This is a genomic window from Pseudomonas sp. NA-150, assembly GCF_044336365.1.
GTDB lineage: Bacteria > Pseudomonadota > Gammaproteobacteria > Pseudomonadales > Pseudomonadaceae > Aquipseudomonas.
In genome coordinates this window covers 6501688-6516765 of the sequence record NZ_CP172305.1, presented here as the reverse complement: position 1 = coordinate 6516765, position 15078 = coordinate 6501688, and the positions used below count along the sequence as shown (strand labels likewise).

Here is a 15078-nt window from a genome sequence, read left to right as displayed (position 1 = left end):
CTCAGCTGCTGGTTCCGTGTTTGTCGCTAAGCCACAGCGGAATACGTCGTTCCAGGTAATAGCTCGGGTTTTTCAACGAACCCTCGATAAAACCCACATGACCGCCACGCTTTTGCAGCTCGAAGTGAGTGCTCGACGACAACTCGGTGGGATCAGGCAGGCTGTGGGAGCAGACGAAAGGGTCGTCGACTGACTGAATAATCAGCGTTGGCGTACGGATCTCGCCGAGGAAATATCGACTCGACGAACGCCGGTAATAATCTTTGGCATCGAGAAATCCATTCAACGGCGCCGTTACCCGACCATCGAAATCCCAGAAAGTACGCATGTTTTCCAGGGACCCGAGGGCAGACAATTCCGCCAGGCCTTCGCTGAGTCCTTCATGCTCGAAGCGCCGCTGTTTGTCCTTGATATAGGCCAGCATCTCGCGCATGAAATGCGCCTGGTAGACCTTGGAAAAGCCTTGCCCGATGCGATCGGCACATTCGTCCAGACGAAACGGCACAGACACCGCGACCGCGCCTTGTAGCGAGCAGTTTTCGCCTTCTTCGCCAAGGTACTTGAGCAATACGTTACCACCGAGCGAGTAACCCACCGCGTACAGCGGCGCCAGTGGCCGCTTGGCGCGAACGTGATCAACCACGGCGCCGAGGTCTTCGCTGGCCCCGGAGTGATAGCTGCGCGGCAACAAATTCGGCTCACCCGAACAGCCACGCCAATTCAACGCCACGCTGGCCCAACCTTGCTGCGCCAACGCTTGCTGTAAACCCACGACGTACAGTGAATTCGATGAGCCGGTCAGTCCATGTAAAACCAGCACCAGCGGCGTATCGGCCTCATGCGGGCCATGCCAGTCCAGGTCGAGAAAATCGCCGTCGGCCAGCCAGATCCGCTCGCGCTGGCGTTCGATTGGTTTTTTCTTACGCAGCAATGGGCCCCACAAGGTTTGCAGGTGCGGATTTCCCAGGCCCATGGCTGGGCTGAAAGGGGCTGTTAGTGGCTGTGTAGCGGTTTGGATAGGCACTTTCGGGCTCGTCGGTCATTCATCGTGACTGCATGAGCGTTACGGTGCCACAAGTGAGGATTGAAGTGCGTGGGTTTTTCATGAGTGGTAGGGATTGAGCATTATTCCTGTAGGAACTGCCGAAGGCTGCGATCTATCGACATCGCGAAGGCCGTACCGGCCTTATCGCAGCCTTCGGCAGCTCCTACAACAATGAGGTCAATCTCAAATCAATGAGCCAACTTGTTGACGAAGGCGGCCTGTCAGCCGACCGTTTCTACCGACCGCTGCCACAGCGCGTAATAAACCTGCCCCGCCTTTTTCTCCCGGTGCAAACGCCAGCTGCCCGGCAAACCGGTCGTCGACGGCTGCATTTCGCTTTCGGTGTAGATCCACGCCTCGTCGGCCAGCCAGCCGCGGGTTTCCAGCAGGGCGCAGGCTGAAGCCAGTAAACCTTGGTGGAAGGGCGGATCAAGAAACACCACGTCGAAGGCTTCGCCGGGCTGGTTTTCCAGGTAACGCAGGGCGTCGGTATGCAGCACCTGGCCGTTGATGCAGTCCAGCGCGGTCAGGTTTTGCTTGAGGCTGGTGATGGCGGCGGCGCTGGAGTCCAGCGCCAGGGCTTTGTCGGCGCCACGGGACAGGGCTTCCAGGTACAGCGCGCCGCTGCCGGCGAACAGGTCGAGGACGCGTGCGCCTTCGATGGTCGGTGCCAGCCAGTTGAACAGCGTTTCACGCACTCGATCCGGCGTCGGGCGCAGGCCGGGGGCGTCAGGGAAGGTCAGGCGGCGGCTGCGCCATTGACCGCCAATGATGCGCAATTGGCCGAGGCGGTTGTGGCCCTTGGGTCTTGGATTGGCCATTAGTGCTCCGGAACGCTGAGAGGTTGTTCGATTGGATTATCGATGGGGGCGGGCAATGGCTTCTGTTCGATCGTCGGGCCAACGGTGACGATGACCATCTTGTCGGCGCTCAAATGCTTGTTCATTGCCGCTTTGACTTGTTCGACAGTGATGCTCTGCGCTTGCTGCATGAAGTCTTCAAGGTAGGTCAGCGGCAGGTCATAGAACCCAATCGCGCCTAGCTGGCCGACGATGTCCGAGTTGCTCGCCGTGGACAGCGGGAAGCTGCCGGACAGTTCGCGCTTGGCGTCATCCAGTTCTTTTTGGGTCGGACCGTTGGCGAGGAAATCGTGGACGATGTCTTGCACCAGTTTCAGGGTGTTTTCGCTGAGCTCGGCGCGAGTTTGCAGGCCGATCATGAACGGGCCTTGCACCTGCATCGGGGTGAAGCCCGACGAGACACCGTAGGTCAGGCCGCGTTTCTCGCGAACTTCACTCATCAACCGGCTGCCGAAACCGCCGCCGCCGAGGATCGAGTTACCCAGGGTCAGCGCCACGTAATCCGTGTCGTTACGGTCAATCCCCAGTTGCGCGAGCATCAGGTGCGTCTGCTTGGCATTGAACTCGATGTGGGTGAGGCCGGCTTTCGGCTCCACGGGTTCGGTAATTTTTGGCAGCGCCGGCCCTTTTGGCAGGGCAGATGACACTTGCTCGGCAATCGCCTCGGCTTCGGCGCGGGACAGGTCGCCCACCAGCGCAATCACCGCGTTACCGGCCGCGTAGGCTTTGGCATGGAAGGCTTTCAGTTGCGCGACGGTAATCGGCGTCACGCTCTTGGCCGTGCCTTCGCTCGGATGCGCGTAAGGATGGTCGCCGTATAACCGGTTGAACAGCGCCAAGCCCGCCAACTTTCCGGGGCTCTGTTTCTGATATTCGAATCCGGCCATCAACTGGTTTTTGGTGCGTGCCAGCGAGTCCGCCGGGAACGTCGGTTTGCCGACGATTTCGGCGAACAGTTTCAGGGCCGGCTCGCGTTTGTCCGGCGCGCTCAAGCTGCGCAATGACGCTATGGCCATGTCGCGATAGGCGCCGTTGCCAAAGTCGGCGCCGAGGCCGTCGAAGGTTTCAGCGATGGCACCGACATTCTTGCCTTTCACGCCTTCGTTGAGCATGGCATTGGTGATCAGCGCGATACCGGGCGTGCCGTGGTCCTGGCTACTGCCAGCGGCGAACGTCAGGCGCATGTCGAACATCGGCAGCTCCCGCGCTTCGACGAACAGCACTTTAGTGCCCTCAGCGGTTTTCCAGGTCTGGATATTCAGGGTGCGGTGCGCAGGTGGCTTGCCGTCGAGTTCTTTCAGCGACTGCAAGTTGTTGGTCGCGGTTTCAGCGGCGGGCGCGGCAGCAGCGTTGGCAGGAGCCGCGTCTTCGGCCAGTACCGGCGCAACGTTGAAAACGCCCAACAGCGCGGCCAAAGCCAGGTTGCGCAGAGCAAAAGGCGCGGGCTTATTCATGGGTTTTCTCCTCAGGCAAAACGTGTGCAACGCTGAGGCGTTCACGAACGAAATAAGTACGAGCGGCTTTCTGGATGTCTTGCGGGGTGACGTCGTTGATGGCTTTCAGCTCTTCGTCGATCAGCTTCCACGACAGGCCGACTGTTTCCAGCTCGCCGATGGCGCTGGCCTGACGAGTGATCGAGTCGCGCTCGAACACCAGGCCGGCAGTCACTTGCGCCCGGACTCGCTCCAGTTCAGCGTTGGTCGGCGGGGATTTCTTCAGCTCATCCAGCAAGCGCCAGATCCCGGCTTCGACGTCGGCCAGGGTTTTCTTTTTCTGCACGTTGGGCGTCGCGCTGATAGTGAACAGGCTGTCACCACGGGTGTAGGCGTCGTAACTCGACGACGCGCCGGAAACCAGCTCTTCGCCGCGCTCCAGGCGAGTCGGGATACGCGCGCTGTAGCCACCGTCGAGCAGTGCGGAGATCAAGCTCAGTGCATTGATCGAGCGCGAGTCTTTGCTGGTGGTCAGGCTCGGCACGTTAAAGCCGTAGATCAAGCTGGGCATTTGTGTCTGCACGTGCAGAGTAATCAGGCGTTCGCCGGGTTCAGGCAGTTCCAGCGGAGTTTTCGCGACCGGCACGTCGCGGCGCGGGATCGGGCCGAAATAGCGTTGCGCCAGCGCTTTCACTTCGTCGGGTGTCACGTCACCGACCACTACCAGCGTGGCGTTGTTCGGCACATACCAGGTTTTGTACCAGTGACGCAGCTCTTCGACGTCCATCCGCTCCAGGTCGGCCATCCAGCCGATGGTCGGCGTGTGGTAGCCGCTGGCGGGGTAGGCCATCGCTTTGAAACGCTCGTAGGCTTTGGCGCCGGGCTTGTCGTCGGTGCGCAGGCGACGTTCTTCCTTGATGACTTCGATTTCGCGTTTGAACTGCTCGGCCGGAATCAGCAGGTTGGCCATGCGATCGGCCTCCAGCTCGAAGGCTACCCCCAGGCGATCGCGGGCCAGCACCTGATAGAACGCGGTGTAGTCGTCGCTGGTGAAGGCGTTTTCCTCGGCGCCGAGGTCACGCAGGATCAGCGAGGCCTGGCCTGGGCCGACGTTCTTGCTGCCACGGAACATCATGTGTTCCAGGGCGTGGGACAAACCGGTCTGGCCCGGCGTTTCGTAGCTGGAGCCGACTTTGTACCAGACTTGCGAAACCACTACGGGAGCGCGGTGATCTTCACGGACGACGACTTTCAGACCGTTGTCCAAGGTGAATTCGTGAGTGGGTTGCGGGTCAGCGGCCAGAGCAGCCAGCGGTAGACACAACGTGCTGAGCAGCAGGCCGGCAGCGCGGCGGGCGAGAGCATTCATTCGTTTTTGAACCTGTAAGACTGGCCGCCTGAACTTAGCGTCGGCAGGCGAGGAGGTGCTAGGATACGGACCTGTTCGACCGTAGGCCACGGCTAGATGCTTTTGCTTCTTATAGAGAGAGGCCTTTGCAGCTGAACAAGCCGGGTTTAAAGCAGTCTGTTTTGCATGACTGAATTTTTCAGAGGCGCCGCATTGGCGCGTCGCGACCTTGAGATAGCCGTCCTCCATGTTTGGTTCCAACGACGACAAAAAGACCCCAGCTCCGGCTGCAGAAAAGAAAGGTTTGTTCGGATGGCTGCGCAAGAAGCCGCAGGAAACCGTCGCCGAACAGCCTCAAGACTTATCCACAGCAGCGCCAGAGCCGGTCGTCGAACCTGCGACGGCCGCTGTTGAGCCGCAACTCGCGCCGCAGTCGGTGCCAGTGCCTCAGCCAGAACCCGCTCTCGTCACGCTGGCGCCTCAGCCCTGGCTGGTATTGCCGGTGGCCGAGGAGTCAGTGGCACTGATCGACGAACTGGAACCACACGTCACGCCGCCGATTCCGCCGCAGACTCACTCTTTCACGCCGCAGCCGCCTGTCGAGTTGCCACCGGTTGTCGTGGCAGAGGCCGTGATTGTTGCTGAGCCGGTTGCTGCTCCAGATCCGGTCATCGCTCCTGAGCCAGTCATCGTTGCCGAACCCGTTCCGGTATCTGTTGTGGAGCCTGTTGTTGTGCAGCCCGTGGTTGCGGCGCCTGCACCGACGCCCGTTCAGCCTGTGATCGAGGCGGAGCCTGCCCCTGCCGCACCTGTGTCCACTGAAGCCAGCAAAGTCGGCTTCTTCACCCGTCTCAAACAAGGCTTGTCGAAAACCAGCGCCAGTCTGGGCGAGGGCATGGCCAGCCTGTTCCTCGGCAAAAAGGCAATTGATGACGACTTGCTGGAAGAAATCGAAACCCGCTTGCTGACTGCCGACGTAGGCGTTGAAGCGACCGGCGTGATCATCCAAAGCCTGACGCAGAAGGTCGCGCGCAAGCAATTGACCGACAGCGACGCGCTGTACAAATCGCTGCAGGCCGAACTGACTGCCTTGCTCAAACCCGTTGAGCAACCGCTGGTGATCAAGGCCGAGCACAAGCCGTTCGTGATTCTGGTGGTGGGCGTCAATGGCGCCGGTAAGACCACCACCATCGGCAAATTGGCGAAGAAACTGCAGCTTGAAGGCAAAAAAGTCATGCTGGCAGCGGGTGACACCTTCCGTGCCGCAGCCGTTGAGCAGTTGCAGGTCTGGGGCGAGCGCAATCACATCCCGGTGATCGCCCAGCACACGGGTGCAGATTCGGCCTCGGTGATCTTCGACGCCGTGCAAGCGGCCAAGGCACGCGGCATCGATGTGTTGATCGCCGATACCGCCGGTCGTCTGCACACCAAAGACAACTTGATGGAAGAACTGAAGAAAGTGCGTCGGGTGATCAGCAAGCTCGATGCCGACGCGCCGCACGAGGTGTTGCTGGTGCTGGACGCTGGTACTGGGCAGAACGCCATCAATCAGGCCAAACAATTCAACCAGACGGTGACGCTGACCGGCCTGGCGTTGACTAAGCTCGACGGCACTGCCAAAGGCGGTGTGATCTTCGCCCTGGCCAAACAGTTTGGCCTGCCGATTCGTTATATCGGTGTGGGTGAAAGCATCGACGATCTTCGTACTTTTGAAGCAGAACCCTTTGTTCAAGCCCTATTCGCCGAGCGGGAGCGTACATGATTCGTTTCGAACAGGTCGGTAAACGCTATCCGAACGGACACGTCGGCTTGCATGAGCTGAGCTTTCGAGTGCGTCGTGGCGAGTTCTTGTTTGTAACCGGCCACTCGGGTGCCGGCAAAAGTACCTTGCTGCGGCTGCTATTGGCCATGGAACGCCCAACCACTGGCAAATTGCTGCTGGCGGGTCAGGATTTGGGGCAGATCAGCACCGCGCAGATTCCCTTCCTGCGGCGGCAGATTGGTGTGGTTTTCCAGAACCACCAGTTGCTGTTCGACCGCACCGTATTCAACAACATTGCCCTGCCGTTGCAGATCCTTGGGCTGTCCAAGGCGGAAATCACCAAGCGTGTCGACTCCGCGCTGGAACGTGTTGCGCTGTCAGACAAGACCGATCTTTACCCTGGTGACTTATCCACAGGCCAGCAGCAGCGCGTCGGTATTGCCCGCGCCATTGTTCACCGTCCGGCGTTGCTGCTGGCCGATGAACCAACCGGTAACCTCGATCCACGGCTTGCAGCGGAAATCATGGGCGTCTTCGAAGACATCAATCGCCTGGGCACCAGCGTGCTGATCGCCAGCCACGACCTGACATTGATCGCGCGGATGCGCCATCGCATGCTGACCCTGCAACGCGGCCGATTGATCGGCGACGGGGAGGCCAGCGCATGAGTGCCACTCGCACCCCTAAAGTCTCGGATCGTGTCGCGCCCAAGGCTGCCGACCCTGAGCCGCAGAAGAAAAAAAATAAACACCGGGACGAGGACGACGGTCCGGATTTCAGTACCTTGTTGCACGCCTGGATCGAATCCCATCGCTCCAGTCTGGCGGACAGCCTGCGTCGCCTTGGCAAACAGCCCATTGGCAGTTTTTTTACCTGTCTGGTGATGGCGATTGCCTTGAGCCTGCCGATGGGCCTGTCGTTGCTGCTGAGCAACGTCGAGCGCCTGGGTGGTTCGTGGCAGCGTGCGGCGCAGATTTCGCTGTATTTGAACCTCGATGCCAACGCCAGTGACGGCGATGAGTTGCGTGAGCAGATCAAGAAAATGCCCGGCGTCGCCGATGCCGAGTACATCAACAGCGATCAGGCGCTGGCGGAGTTTCAGCAACAGTCGGGGCTGGGCGAAGCGCTGAAGGAACTGCCGCAGAACCCGTTGCCGGGCGTGGTGTTGGTGACGCCGCTGGAAGTGGACAAGCCGGCACTGGAGGCTTTGCGCACAAAGTTGGCGCAATTGCCCAAGGTGCAGCAGGCTCAACTGGATCTGGTGTGGGTCGAACGGCTGGCGGCGATTCTCAAGCTGGGTGACCGCTTCGTCTTCGGTTTGACCGTTTTGCTGGTCCTGGCGCTGCTTTTAGTAATTGGTAACACAATTCGTCTGCACATCGAGAACCGGCGCACCGAGATCGAGGTGATCAAGCTGGTAGGCGGCACGGACAGCTATGTGCGTAGGCCTTTTCTGTATATGGGCGCGTTATATGGCTTGGGGGCCGGGTTATTGTCCTGGGGCGTGCTGGAGTATGGCTTGAACTGGCTCAACGGTGCGGTTGTCGGGCTGGCAGGTTTGTATGGAAGTAATTTTTCCCTGGCCGGTGTGCCCTTAGCCGATGGTCTGTCTCTCTTGCTTGGAGCAGTCCTGTTAGGGTATATCGGTGCTTGGATTGCGGTAGCCCGCCATTTGAGGGAGCTGGCACCCCGTTAATTCTTCATTTTTGTATTGACACATTCAGCCGTTTAGGGAACTTGTTTCGCGGTTCCCGGTCAATTTCGCAGTGCTGAACTGCACGAGTATGTAAGCCGGAGGTTTTTTCGTATGACCACTTCTTTGCAACCTGCTTATGCATTAGTCCCAGGCGCGAACCTGGAGGCTTATGTGCATACGGTGAACAGCATTCCATTGCTGACGCCGGAGCAGGAGCGTGAACTGGCCGAGAGTCTCTACTATGAGCAGGATTTAGGGGCGGCTCGGCAGATGGTGCTCGCCCACCTGCGTTTTGTCGTGCATATCGCACGCAGCTATTCCGGTTATGGCCTGGCACAGGCTGACCTGATTCAAGAAGGCAACGTCGGTCTGATGAAGGCCGTGAAACGCTTCAACCCGGAAATGGGTGTGCGTTTGGTGTCGTTCGCCGTGCATTGGATCAAAGCAGAAATTCACGAATTCATTCTGCGTAACTGGCGAATCGTCAAAGTCGCTACCACCAAGGCGCAGCGCAAGCTGTTCTTCAACCTGCGCAGCCAGAAGAAACGTCTGGCGTGGCTGAACAATGAAGAAGTTCATCGCGTGGCGGAAAGCCTCGGGGTTGAACCGCGTGAAGTGCGCGAGATGGAGAGCCGTCTGACTGGCCAGGACATGGCGTTCGACCCGGCTGCTGAAGCCGACGACGATAGCGCGTTCCAGTCGCCAGCCAACTACCTGGAAGACCACCGTTACGATCCGGCGCGTCAGCTGGAAGATGCCGACTGGACTGACAGCTCCACCGCCAATCTGCACCAGGCGCTGGAAGTGCTTGATGATCGCAGTCGTGACATTCTCTATCAGCGCTGGTTGGCAGAAGAGAAAGCCACGCTGCACGACTTGGCGCAGAAGTACAACGTCTCTGCCGAGCGTATTCGACAGCTGGAAAAGAGCGCGATGAACAAGCTCAAGGTGTCGATCGCTGCTTAAACCCGGCAACCGCACAAACAAAAACGCCCCGATCTGATCGGGGCGTTTTTGTTTGGCGTTACACAATCCCTGTAGGAGCTGCCGGAGGCTGCGATTGGCCTTATAACGCGAAGGTCGTTCCGACCTTATCGCAGCCTTCGGCAGCTCCTACAGGAAGGGCGTATGCATCAAAACTTGCGGCTGTGATTCAAACCCACCAAATAATCATCCCCACCCAATTGGCGCATCTGCTGGCGAATCCAGCCGGCACGACGGGCGACATAGCTGCTCGGATGGCTGGCGCTCCATTCGCGCGGGTTAGGCAATACGGCGGCAAGGTAACTGGCTTGTTGTGTCGACAACGCGGCGGCACTGATGCCGAAGTGGTGTCGCGCTGCCGCCTCGGCGCCAAACACGCCATCGTCCCACTCGACGCTGTTGAGGTAGACCTCAAGAATCCGCTGCTTGGACCAAAACACCTCGATCAGCGCGGTAAACCATGCTTCCAGGCCTTTGCGCAAATAACTGCGCCCGGACCACAGGAACAGGTTTTTCGACACCTGTTGGCTCAGCGTACTGGCACCGCGCACCGAGCCGCCGAGTTCGTTATGCGCCAGTGCCGCCTGAATCGCTTCGACGTCAAACCCCCAGTGTTCGGCGAATTTCTGGTCTTCACCGGCGATCACCGCCACTTTCAGGTCGCTGGAGATCTTGTCCCACGGCTGCCAGGTGCGTTGCAGATCAATAGGCTGGCCGTCGGTCCAGGATTCGATCTTGCGCTCGACCATCAGCGCGGTACCCGGAGGCGGCACCCAGCGGAAGATCAACACCAGCACGACACTGGTCGCTGCGAACCAGCACAGGACTTTAACAAGACGCTTGAAGAAGAAACGCAGCATAGAGATGGCTTGGCCGGAGCATTCGAGCGGGCCATTATACAGACCACGCGTCATTGATGATCGTTGACTGGAGTTAGAGATGTTTCGAGGCTTTTTACTGCTAGCTGCCTTTTTCGGCTTTACCGGTGTGGCCTTGGGCGCCTTCGCCGCCCATGGCCTGAAAGACCGTTTGAGCACCGAGTATCTCGCGGTATTCCATACCGGTGTGCTCTACCAATTGATTCATGCCCTGGCGTTGCTGGCTGTCGCGTTAATCGCGATACAGATCCCCGGTCGCTTGATCACTTGGGCAGGCGTCTCGTTTGCCATTGGGATTGTGCTGTTCTCCGGCAGTCTGTACCTGCTGACGCTGACCGGTGTCAGTAAGCTCGGGATCATTACCCCGTTCGGCGGTCTGGCGTTCCTGATCGGTTGGCTGATCCTTGGGCTGGCAGCCTGGCGACTGGGTGCGGCTACTGCCTGACGCGCATTATCTGACCTGAAAGTCGAGCTTGAGACGAATGGCTCGGCTTTGCCTTGGTCATAAGTACTGATCGAGCTAGAATGCTGGCCCCTTAAAATGATGGCTGCTTTCCGCATGCGCATTCAGTTGAACGGTGAATCCTTTGAACTGCCCGACGGCGAAACCGTCGCGGCGTTGCTGACCCGCCTTGAGCTTGCCGGGCGCCGAGTCGCGGTCGAACTCAATATGGATATTGTTCCGCGCAGTCAGCACGTCTCCACGGCGCTGCGTGAAGGCGATCAGGTCGAAGTGGTGCACGCTATCGGCGGCGGCTAGTCCGTCGAGCAGCCCTGGCCTTGAAGCGCCGGCACCGATCCAATTTGCAAGAACCTCAACCGTAAAGAGGATTTCCGATGAGCAATGTTCGCACCGACAAGCCGTTCACCCTGGCCGGTCGCACTTTCCAGTCCCGTCTGCTGGTCGGCACGGGCAAGTACCCGGATATGGAATCCACCCGCCTGGCCATCGAAGCCTCGGGTGCCGAGATCGTTACCGTCGCGGTACGCCGGACCAACCTCGGGCAAAACCCGGGCGAGCCGAACCTGCTGGATATCCTGCCGCCGGATCGCTACACCATTCTGCCGAACACCGCCGGTTGCTATGACGCTGTTGAAGCCGTACGCACCTGCCGTCTGGCGCGTGAACTGCTGGATGGCCACAACCTGGTGAAGCTGGAAGTCCTGGCTGACCAGAAGACCCTGTTCCCGAACGTTATCGAAACCATCAAGGCCGCCGAAATTCTGGTCAAGGATGGCTTCGACGTGATGGTGTACACCAGTGATGACCCGATCATCGCGCGTCACCTGGCTGAAATCGGCTGTATCGCGGTCATGCCGTTGGCTGGCCTGATCGGCACCGGTCTGGGCATCTGCAACCCGTACAACCTGCAAATCATCCTCGAAGAGGCCAAAGTGCCGGTTCTGGTGGATGCTGGCGTGGGTACGGCTTCCGACGCGACCATCGCGATGGAGCTGGGCTGTGAAGCGGTGCTGATGAACTCGGCCATCGCCCACGCGCAAAACCCGGTGTTGATGGCTGAAGCCATGAAGCACGCGATTGTCGCGGGTCGACTGGCGTACCTCGCCGGCCGTATGCCGAAGAAACTCTATGCCAGCGCTTCCTCGCCGCTGGATGGCCTGATCAAGTAAGAGCCTGTAATGACTGAATCGCTAGAAGCAGCACCGATCCCGGAAGAGGGCGAAGAGCGCCAACACCGCCGCATCAAGAGTTTCGTGATGCGTGCCGGACGTATGACCGAAGGCCAGCAGCGCGGCCTGGACCAGGGTCGGCCGTTGTTCGTCCTGCCGCTGGTTGATGCGCCGGTGGATTACGATCAGGTGTTCGGCCGCTCTGCGCCGCGCACCCTGGAAATCGGTTTCGGCATGGGCCACTCGCTGCTGGAGATGGCGGCGGCTGCACCAGAGCACGATTTCATTGGCGTCGAGGTGCATTACCCGGGCGTCGGTGCGCTGCTGAACGGCGTGCTGACTCAAGGCCTGACCAACGTGCGCGTCTATGATTGCGACGCGATCGAAGTGCTCAACCGCTGCATCGCTGACAACAGCCTCGACCGCTTGATGCTGTTCTTCCCGGACCCTTGGCACAAAAGTCGCCACCATAAGCGTCGCATCGTCCAGCCTGAGTTTGCCGAGCTGGTGCGTAGCAAGCTGAAGGTGGGCGGTGTGCTGCATATGGCCACCGATTGGGAACCGTACGCCGAGTACATGCTGGAAGTGATGAACGTCGCGCCGGGTTATCGCAACCAGGCCGAAGACGGCAAGTGCGTCCCGCGCCCTGCCGAACGCCCGATCACCAAGTTCGAACGCCGCGGCGAGCGGCTGGGGCATGGGGTGTGGGATTTGAAGTTCGAGAAGTTGGCTTAACTTCTGGACTGAAAGATTCCCTGTAGGAGCGAACTTGTTCGCGAGGCGGTGTACCTGATACACCGCGTTAAGCCGCTCGCCAACAAGTTGGCTCCTACAGAGTTTTGCGTCGCTTCTGCGTTTAGCGTTTGTCCGCCACTACCCCAATCAACACCAGCACCACCAACAACACCGGTGCCAGGCTGTAGTTGTTGAACTGGCTCAGCCCGCGAACTACCCACGGTGTCGCGTATATCAGGGCTGCGCCGCTGCCGATGGTACACAGCAACGCCATCACCGGCACCCGCAGCGCGCCGGTCAGGCTGCTGATGCGTGCTTCCAGCCAGCCTTTGATATCCGCGCCGAATACCACCAGCAGGCATCCGACCAGCGCCAGGGCGATTTCCGAGAGGTTGCTGCGGCTCCAGCGCGAGACGGTGGCAAGCAGGTCGAGTACGAGATCCATGCAGAGTCCTTAGGTCAGAAAGTAGTGCAGTAAGTCATTGAGGAACAACTGACCCTGCGGACTGGCAACCAGTCGTGCCGGATCGGCGTCCAACAGACCGCGTTGTTCGGCCTGTTTGCGGGCCTGCGCCAGCGTGTCGAGGCTTAGACCGGTGCGTTGGGGAAATAGCTCAGCCTCGACGCCATTAGTCAGGCGCAGGGCATTCATCAAGAACTCGAACGGCATTTCTTCGTTGCTCAGCAGCTTCTCGCCGGCTTTGAAGGCCTTGTCCGGATTCAGGTAGTCCTTGGGCAGACGGGTCTTCCAGGTGCGTACGATACGCCCGTCCGGGTAGCTGAGTTTGCCGTGGGCGCCCGCACCAATGCCAATAAAGTCGCCGAAGCTCCAATAATTCAGATTGTGCCGCGCCGGGCGCCCCGCCTGTGCGTAGGCCGACACTTCGTACTGCGCGTAGCCGTTCTCGGCCAGCAACGTTTGCCCGGCTTCCTGAATGTCCCAGAGGATGTCGTCTTCCGGCAGCTTCGGCGGCTGGTTCCAGAACACTGTGTTCGGTTCCAGCGTCAGTTGATACCAGGACAGATGAGTCGGTGCCAAGGCGATGGCTTGGCGCAGATCGCCCAGCGCATCGTCCTGAGACTGATCCGGCAAGCCATGCATCAAGTCCAGGTTGAAGTTATCGAAACCGGCCTGACGCGCCATATCCGCCGCACGAATCGCTTCGTCGCCGTTATGAATGCGGCCCAAGGCCTTGAGTTTGGCTTCCTGAAAGCTCTGAATGCCAATCGACAACCGATTGATGCCCAAACCACGATAGGCGCTGAATTTCACCTGCTCGAAGGTGCCGGGGTTGGCTTCCAGGGTAATTTCGATGTCGGCGGCGAAGCGGATGCGTTGTTCCACGCCCTTGAGCAGGCGCCCCAGCGCGTCGGCGCTGAACAGGCTCGGCGTACCACCACCGAAGAAAATCGAGCTCAGCTCGCGGCCGTGGACGTGCTGCAGGTCCTGATCGAGGTCTGCGAGCAAGGCATCAACGTACTCCTGCTCCGGCAATACCGGGCTGGCGGTGTGCGAGTTGAAGTCGCAGTACGGGCATTTGCGCACGCACCACGGGATATGGATGTACAGCGCCAACGGTGGCAAATGGGGCAGGGCGATGCGTTTCTCTTGCGAAGAAAAGCCAGCCTCGCCCAGATACAGCGGCTGCACGGGCGTGTCCGGGGTCATTGCAGGCCCAGGCGCTGACGCAACAGAACCATGGCGCGGGCGCGGTGGCTAAGCAGGTTCTTTTCGACAGGACTGAGTTCGGCGCTGGAGCAATCGCGCTCGGGGACCCAAAACAACGGGTCGTAGCCAAAACCGTGTTCACCACTGGCCGAGGTCAAGATCCGCCCATGCCACAAACCTTCGCAGAGGATCGGCAGGGGGTCATCAGCATGCCGCACCAACGCCAGCACACAGACGAACTGCGCGCCACGCTCTTCAGCCGGTACATCCTTCAGCACGTCCAGCAGCTTGGCGTTGTTGGCCGCGTCACCTTTGCCATCGGCATAGCGCGCCGAGTAAATGCCCGGCGCACCGCCGAGGAAGTCCACCGCCAGGCCCGAATCATCGGCCAGCGCTGGCAGGCCGGAAATCCGTGCCGCGTTGCGGGCCTTGAGAATCGCGTTCTCGACAAACGACAGACCGGTTTCTTCCGGCTCGATCTTGCTGAATTCCCCTATTGACCGCAGATGCACGGAATCCCCAAGCATGGCCTGGAGTTCTTTGAGTTTGCCGGCGTTATGGCTGGCTAATACGAGTTGCGTGAAATTCATCATTCGCCTGGGAAGAGTTCCTGATCGAAGCTGAAGCTGTTGGAGTCGCCGGCAGCATCAACCTTGATGGAGAAGGTAAAGGTTTCCTGCTGATCGATCTTGTATTGCGCGATGTAATACACGGAGCCTTGCTCGCTGATCTGCTTGAAACTCAGCGGCGTGATGCGGCCGGTCAAGTCTCTGACGGTGCCGCTGACATTGGCATTGATGGGCTTGTCAGCCTTGAGTACGGCAATGTTCAGCACGCCCTGGTTCTTGCTGCGGATCAGGCCGGCGGCCGACGCAACCTCGGGCTGCAAGTAGCTTGAGGTAAAGGCGCTGTAATGCACGGTGGTGTCGCCAAACACTTCCTTGCGGTCAGGTTTGGCGTAATCGGCTGCGAAGGCAGGTACAGCGAGGCATAAAGCACATAGGAACAGAGCTAGGCGGCGCATGTTTGTTCTCCT

The 15078-nt window shown here is 59.5% G+C and carries 17 protein-coding genes; 8 read left to right on the top strand and 9 right to left on the bottom strand.

Annotated features, from left to right (window positions below):
• Position 1: 1 nt before the first annotated feature.
• The 4 genes from ACF0H7_RS30320 to ACF0H7_RS30305 form a co-directional block, all read right to left on the bottom strand.
• Positions 2–1018, bottom strand: a complete 1017-nt coding sequence (locus ACF0H7_RS30320; RefSeq protein WP_397454072.1) for a hydrolase — start codon at positions 1016–1018, stop codon at positions 2–4.
• 248 nt (positions 1019–1266) lie between these two features.
• Entirely contained in the window at positions 1267–1866 is a 600-nt protein-coding gene (gene rsmD / locus ACF0H7_RS30315) for a 16S rRNA (guanine(966)-N(2))-methyltransferase RsmD (RefSeq protein WP_397450469.1), read from the bottom strand.
• Positions 1866–3359 carry a M16 family metallopeptidase gene (locus tag ACF0H7_RS30310; RefSeq protein ID WP_397450468.1) on the bottom strand — a complete coding sequence of 498 codons (1494 nt, stop codon included), beginning with the start codon at positions 3357–3359 and terminating at the stop codon, positions 1866–1868. Before ACF0H7_RS30310 ends, rsmD begins: the two co-directional genes overlap by 1 nt.
• The gene (locus tag ACF0H7_RS30305; protein ID WP_397450467.1) at positions 3352–4707 is read right to left on the bottom strand and encodes a M16 family metallopeptidase; all 1356 of its coding nucleotides are present in this window, start codon (positions 4705–4707) and stop codon (positions 3352–3354) included. Before ACF0H7_RS30305 ends, ACF0H7_RS30310 begins: the two co-directional genes overlap by 8 nt.
• A 226-nt stretch (positions 4708–4933) precedes the next feature.
• Here ACF0H7_RS30305 and ftsY point away from each other — a divergent pair, with 226 nt between their 5' ends.
• The 4 genes from ftsY to rpoH all read left to right on the top strand — a co-directional run bounded on the left by ftsY (position 4934) and on the right by rpoH (position 9110).
• Positions 4934–6448 (top strand): signal recognition particle-docking protein FtsY, encoded by a 1515-nt coding sequence (gene ftsY, locus ACF0H7_RS30300; protein ID WP_397450466.1) that lies wholly within the window; start codon positions 4934–4936, stop codon positions 6446–6448.
• Complete coding sequence (ftsE, locus tag ACF0H7_RS30295) at positions 6445–7116, top strand: cell division ATP-binding protein FtsE (RefSeq protein WP_397450465.1); 672 nt, start codon at positions 6445–6447, stop codon at positions 7114–7116. Before ftsY ends, ftsE begins: the two co-directional genes overlap by 4 nt.
• Entirely contained in the window at positions 7113–8144 is a 1032-nt protein-coding gene (ftsX, locus tag ACF0H7_RS30290; RefSeq protein ID WP_397450464.1) for a permease-like cell division protein FtsX, read from the top strand. Before ftsE ends, ftsX begins: the two co-directional genes overlap by 4 nt.
• A 111-nt stretch (positions 8145–8255) precedes the next feature.
• Positions 8256–9110 (top strand): RNA polymerase sigma factor RpoH, encoded by an 855-nt coding sequence (gene rpoH / locus ACF0H7_RS30285; protein WP_397450463.1) that lies wholly within the window; start codon positions 8256–8258, stop codon positions 9108–9110.
• A gap of 167 nt (positions 9111–9277) precedes the next feature.
• Here the strand turns inward: rpoH and mtgA are convergent, their stop codons facing one another.
• Entirely contained in the window at positions 9278–9988 is a 711-nt protein-coding gene (gene mtgA, locus ACF0H7_RS30280; RefSeq protein ID WP_397450462.1) for a monofunctional biosynthetic peptidoglycan transglycosylase, read from the bottom strand.
• A 79-nt stretch (positions 9989–10067) separates the two neighbouring features.
• On the opposite strand from mtgA, the gene ACF0H7_RS30275 reads away from it, so the two are divergent.
• From ACF0H7_RS30275 to trmB, 4 genes are all read left to right on the top strand, one after another.
• Positions 10068–10451: a DUF423 domain-containing protein gene (locus tag ACF0H7_RS30275; protein ID WP_397450461.1), complete on the top strand. Its 384-nt coding sequence runs from the start codon at positions 10068–10070 to the stop codon at positions 10449–10451.
• 114 nt (positions 10452–10565) lie between these two features.
• Positions 10566–10766, top strand: coding sequence for a sulfur carrier protein ThiS (gene thiS, locus ACF0H7_RS30270; RefSeq protein WP_397454071.1), 201 nt, complete (start codon positions 10566–10568; stop codon positions 10764–10766).
• Positions 10767–10843: 77 nt separating this feature from the next.
• The gene (locus ACF0H7_RS30265) at positions 10844–11638 is read left to right on the top strand and encodes a thiazole synthase (protein ID WP_397450460.1); all 795 of its coding nucleotides are present in this window, start codon (positions 10844–10846) and stop codon (positions 11636–11638) included.
• A 9-nt stretch (positions 11639–11647) separates the two neighbouring features.
• A complete protein-coding gene (trmB, locus tag ACF0H7_RS30260; protein ID WP_397450459.1) occupies positions 11648–12373 on the top strand; it encodes a tRNA (guanosine(46)-N7)-methyltransferase TrmB in 726 nt (241 codons plus the stop codon).
• Positions 12374–12494: 121 nt separating this feature from the next.
• Here trmB and ACF0H7_RS30255 read toward each other — a convergent pair whose 3' ends face one another.
• The 4 genes from ACF0H7_RS30255 to ACF0H7_RS30240 are packed head-to-tail and all read right to left on the bottom strand — an operon-like array spanning position 12495 to position 15066.
• Complete coding sequence (locus ACF0H7_RS30255; protein WP_397450458.1) at positions 12495–12818, bottom strand: DUF3392 domain-containing protein; 324 nt, start codon at positions 12816–12818, stop codon at positions 12495–12497.
• Positions 12819–12827: 9 nt separating this feature from the next.
• Entirely contained in the window at positions 12828–14042 is a 1215-nt protein-coding gene (gene hemW / locus ACF0H7_RS30250) for a radical SAM family heme chaperone HemW (protein WP_397450457.1), read from the bottom strand.
• On the bottom strand, positions 14039–14635 hold the full coding sequence (gene rdgB, locus ACF0H7_RS30245; RefSeq protein WP_397450456.1) for an RdgB/HAM1 family non-canonical purine NTP pyrophosphatase: 597 nt from the start codon (positions 14633–14635) through the stop codon (positions 14039–14041). Before rdgB ends, hemW begins: the two co-directional genes overlap by 4 nt.
• On the bottom strand, positions 14632–15066 hold the full coding sequence (locus ACF0H7_RS30240; protein ID WP_397450455.1) for a DUF4426 domain-containing protein: 435 nt from the start codon (positions 15064–15066) through the stop codon (positions 14632–14634). The genes rdgB and ACF0H7_RS30240 overlap by 4 nt, the downstream gene beginning before the upstream one ends.
• Between the last annotated feature and the right edge of the window lie 12 nt (positions 15067–15078).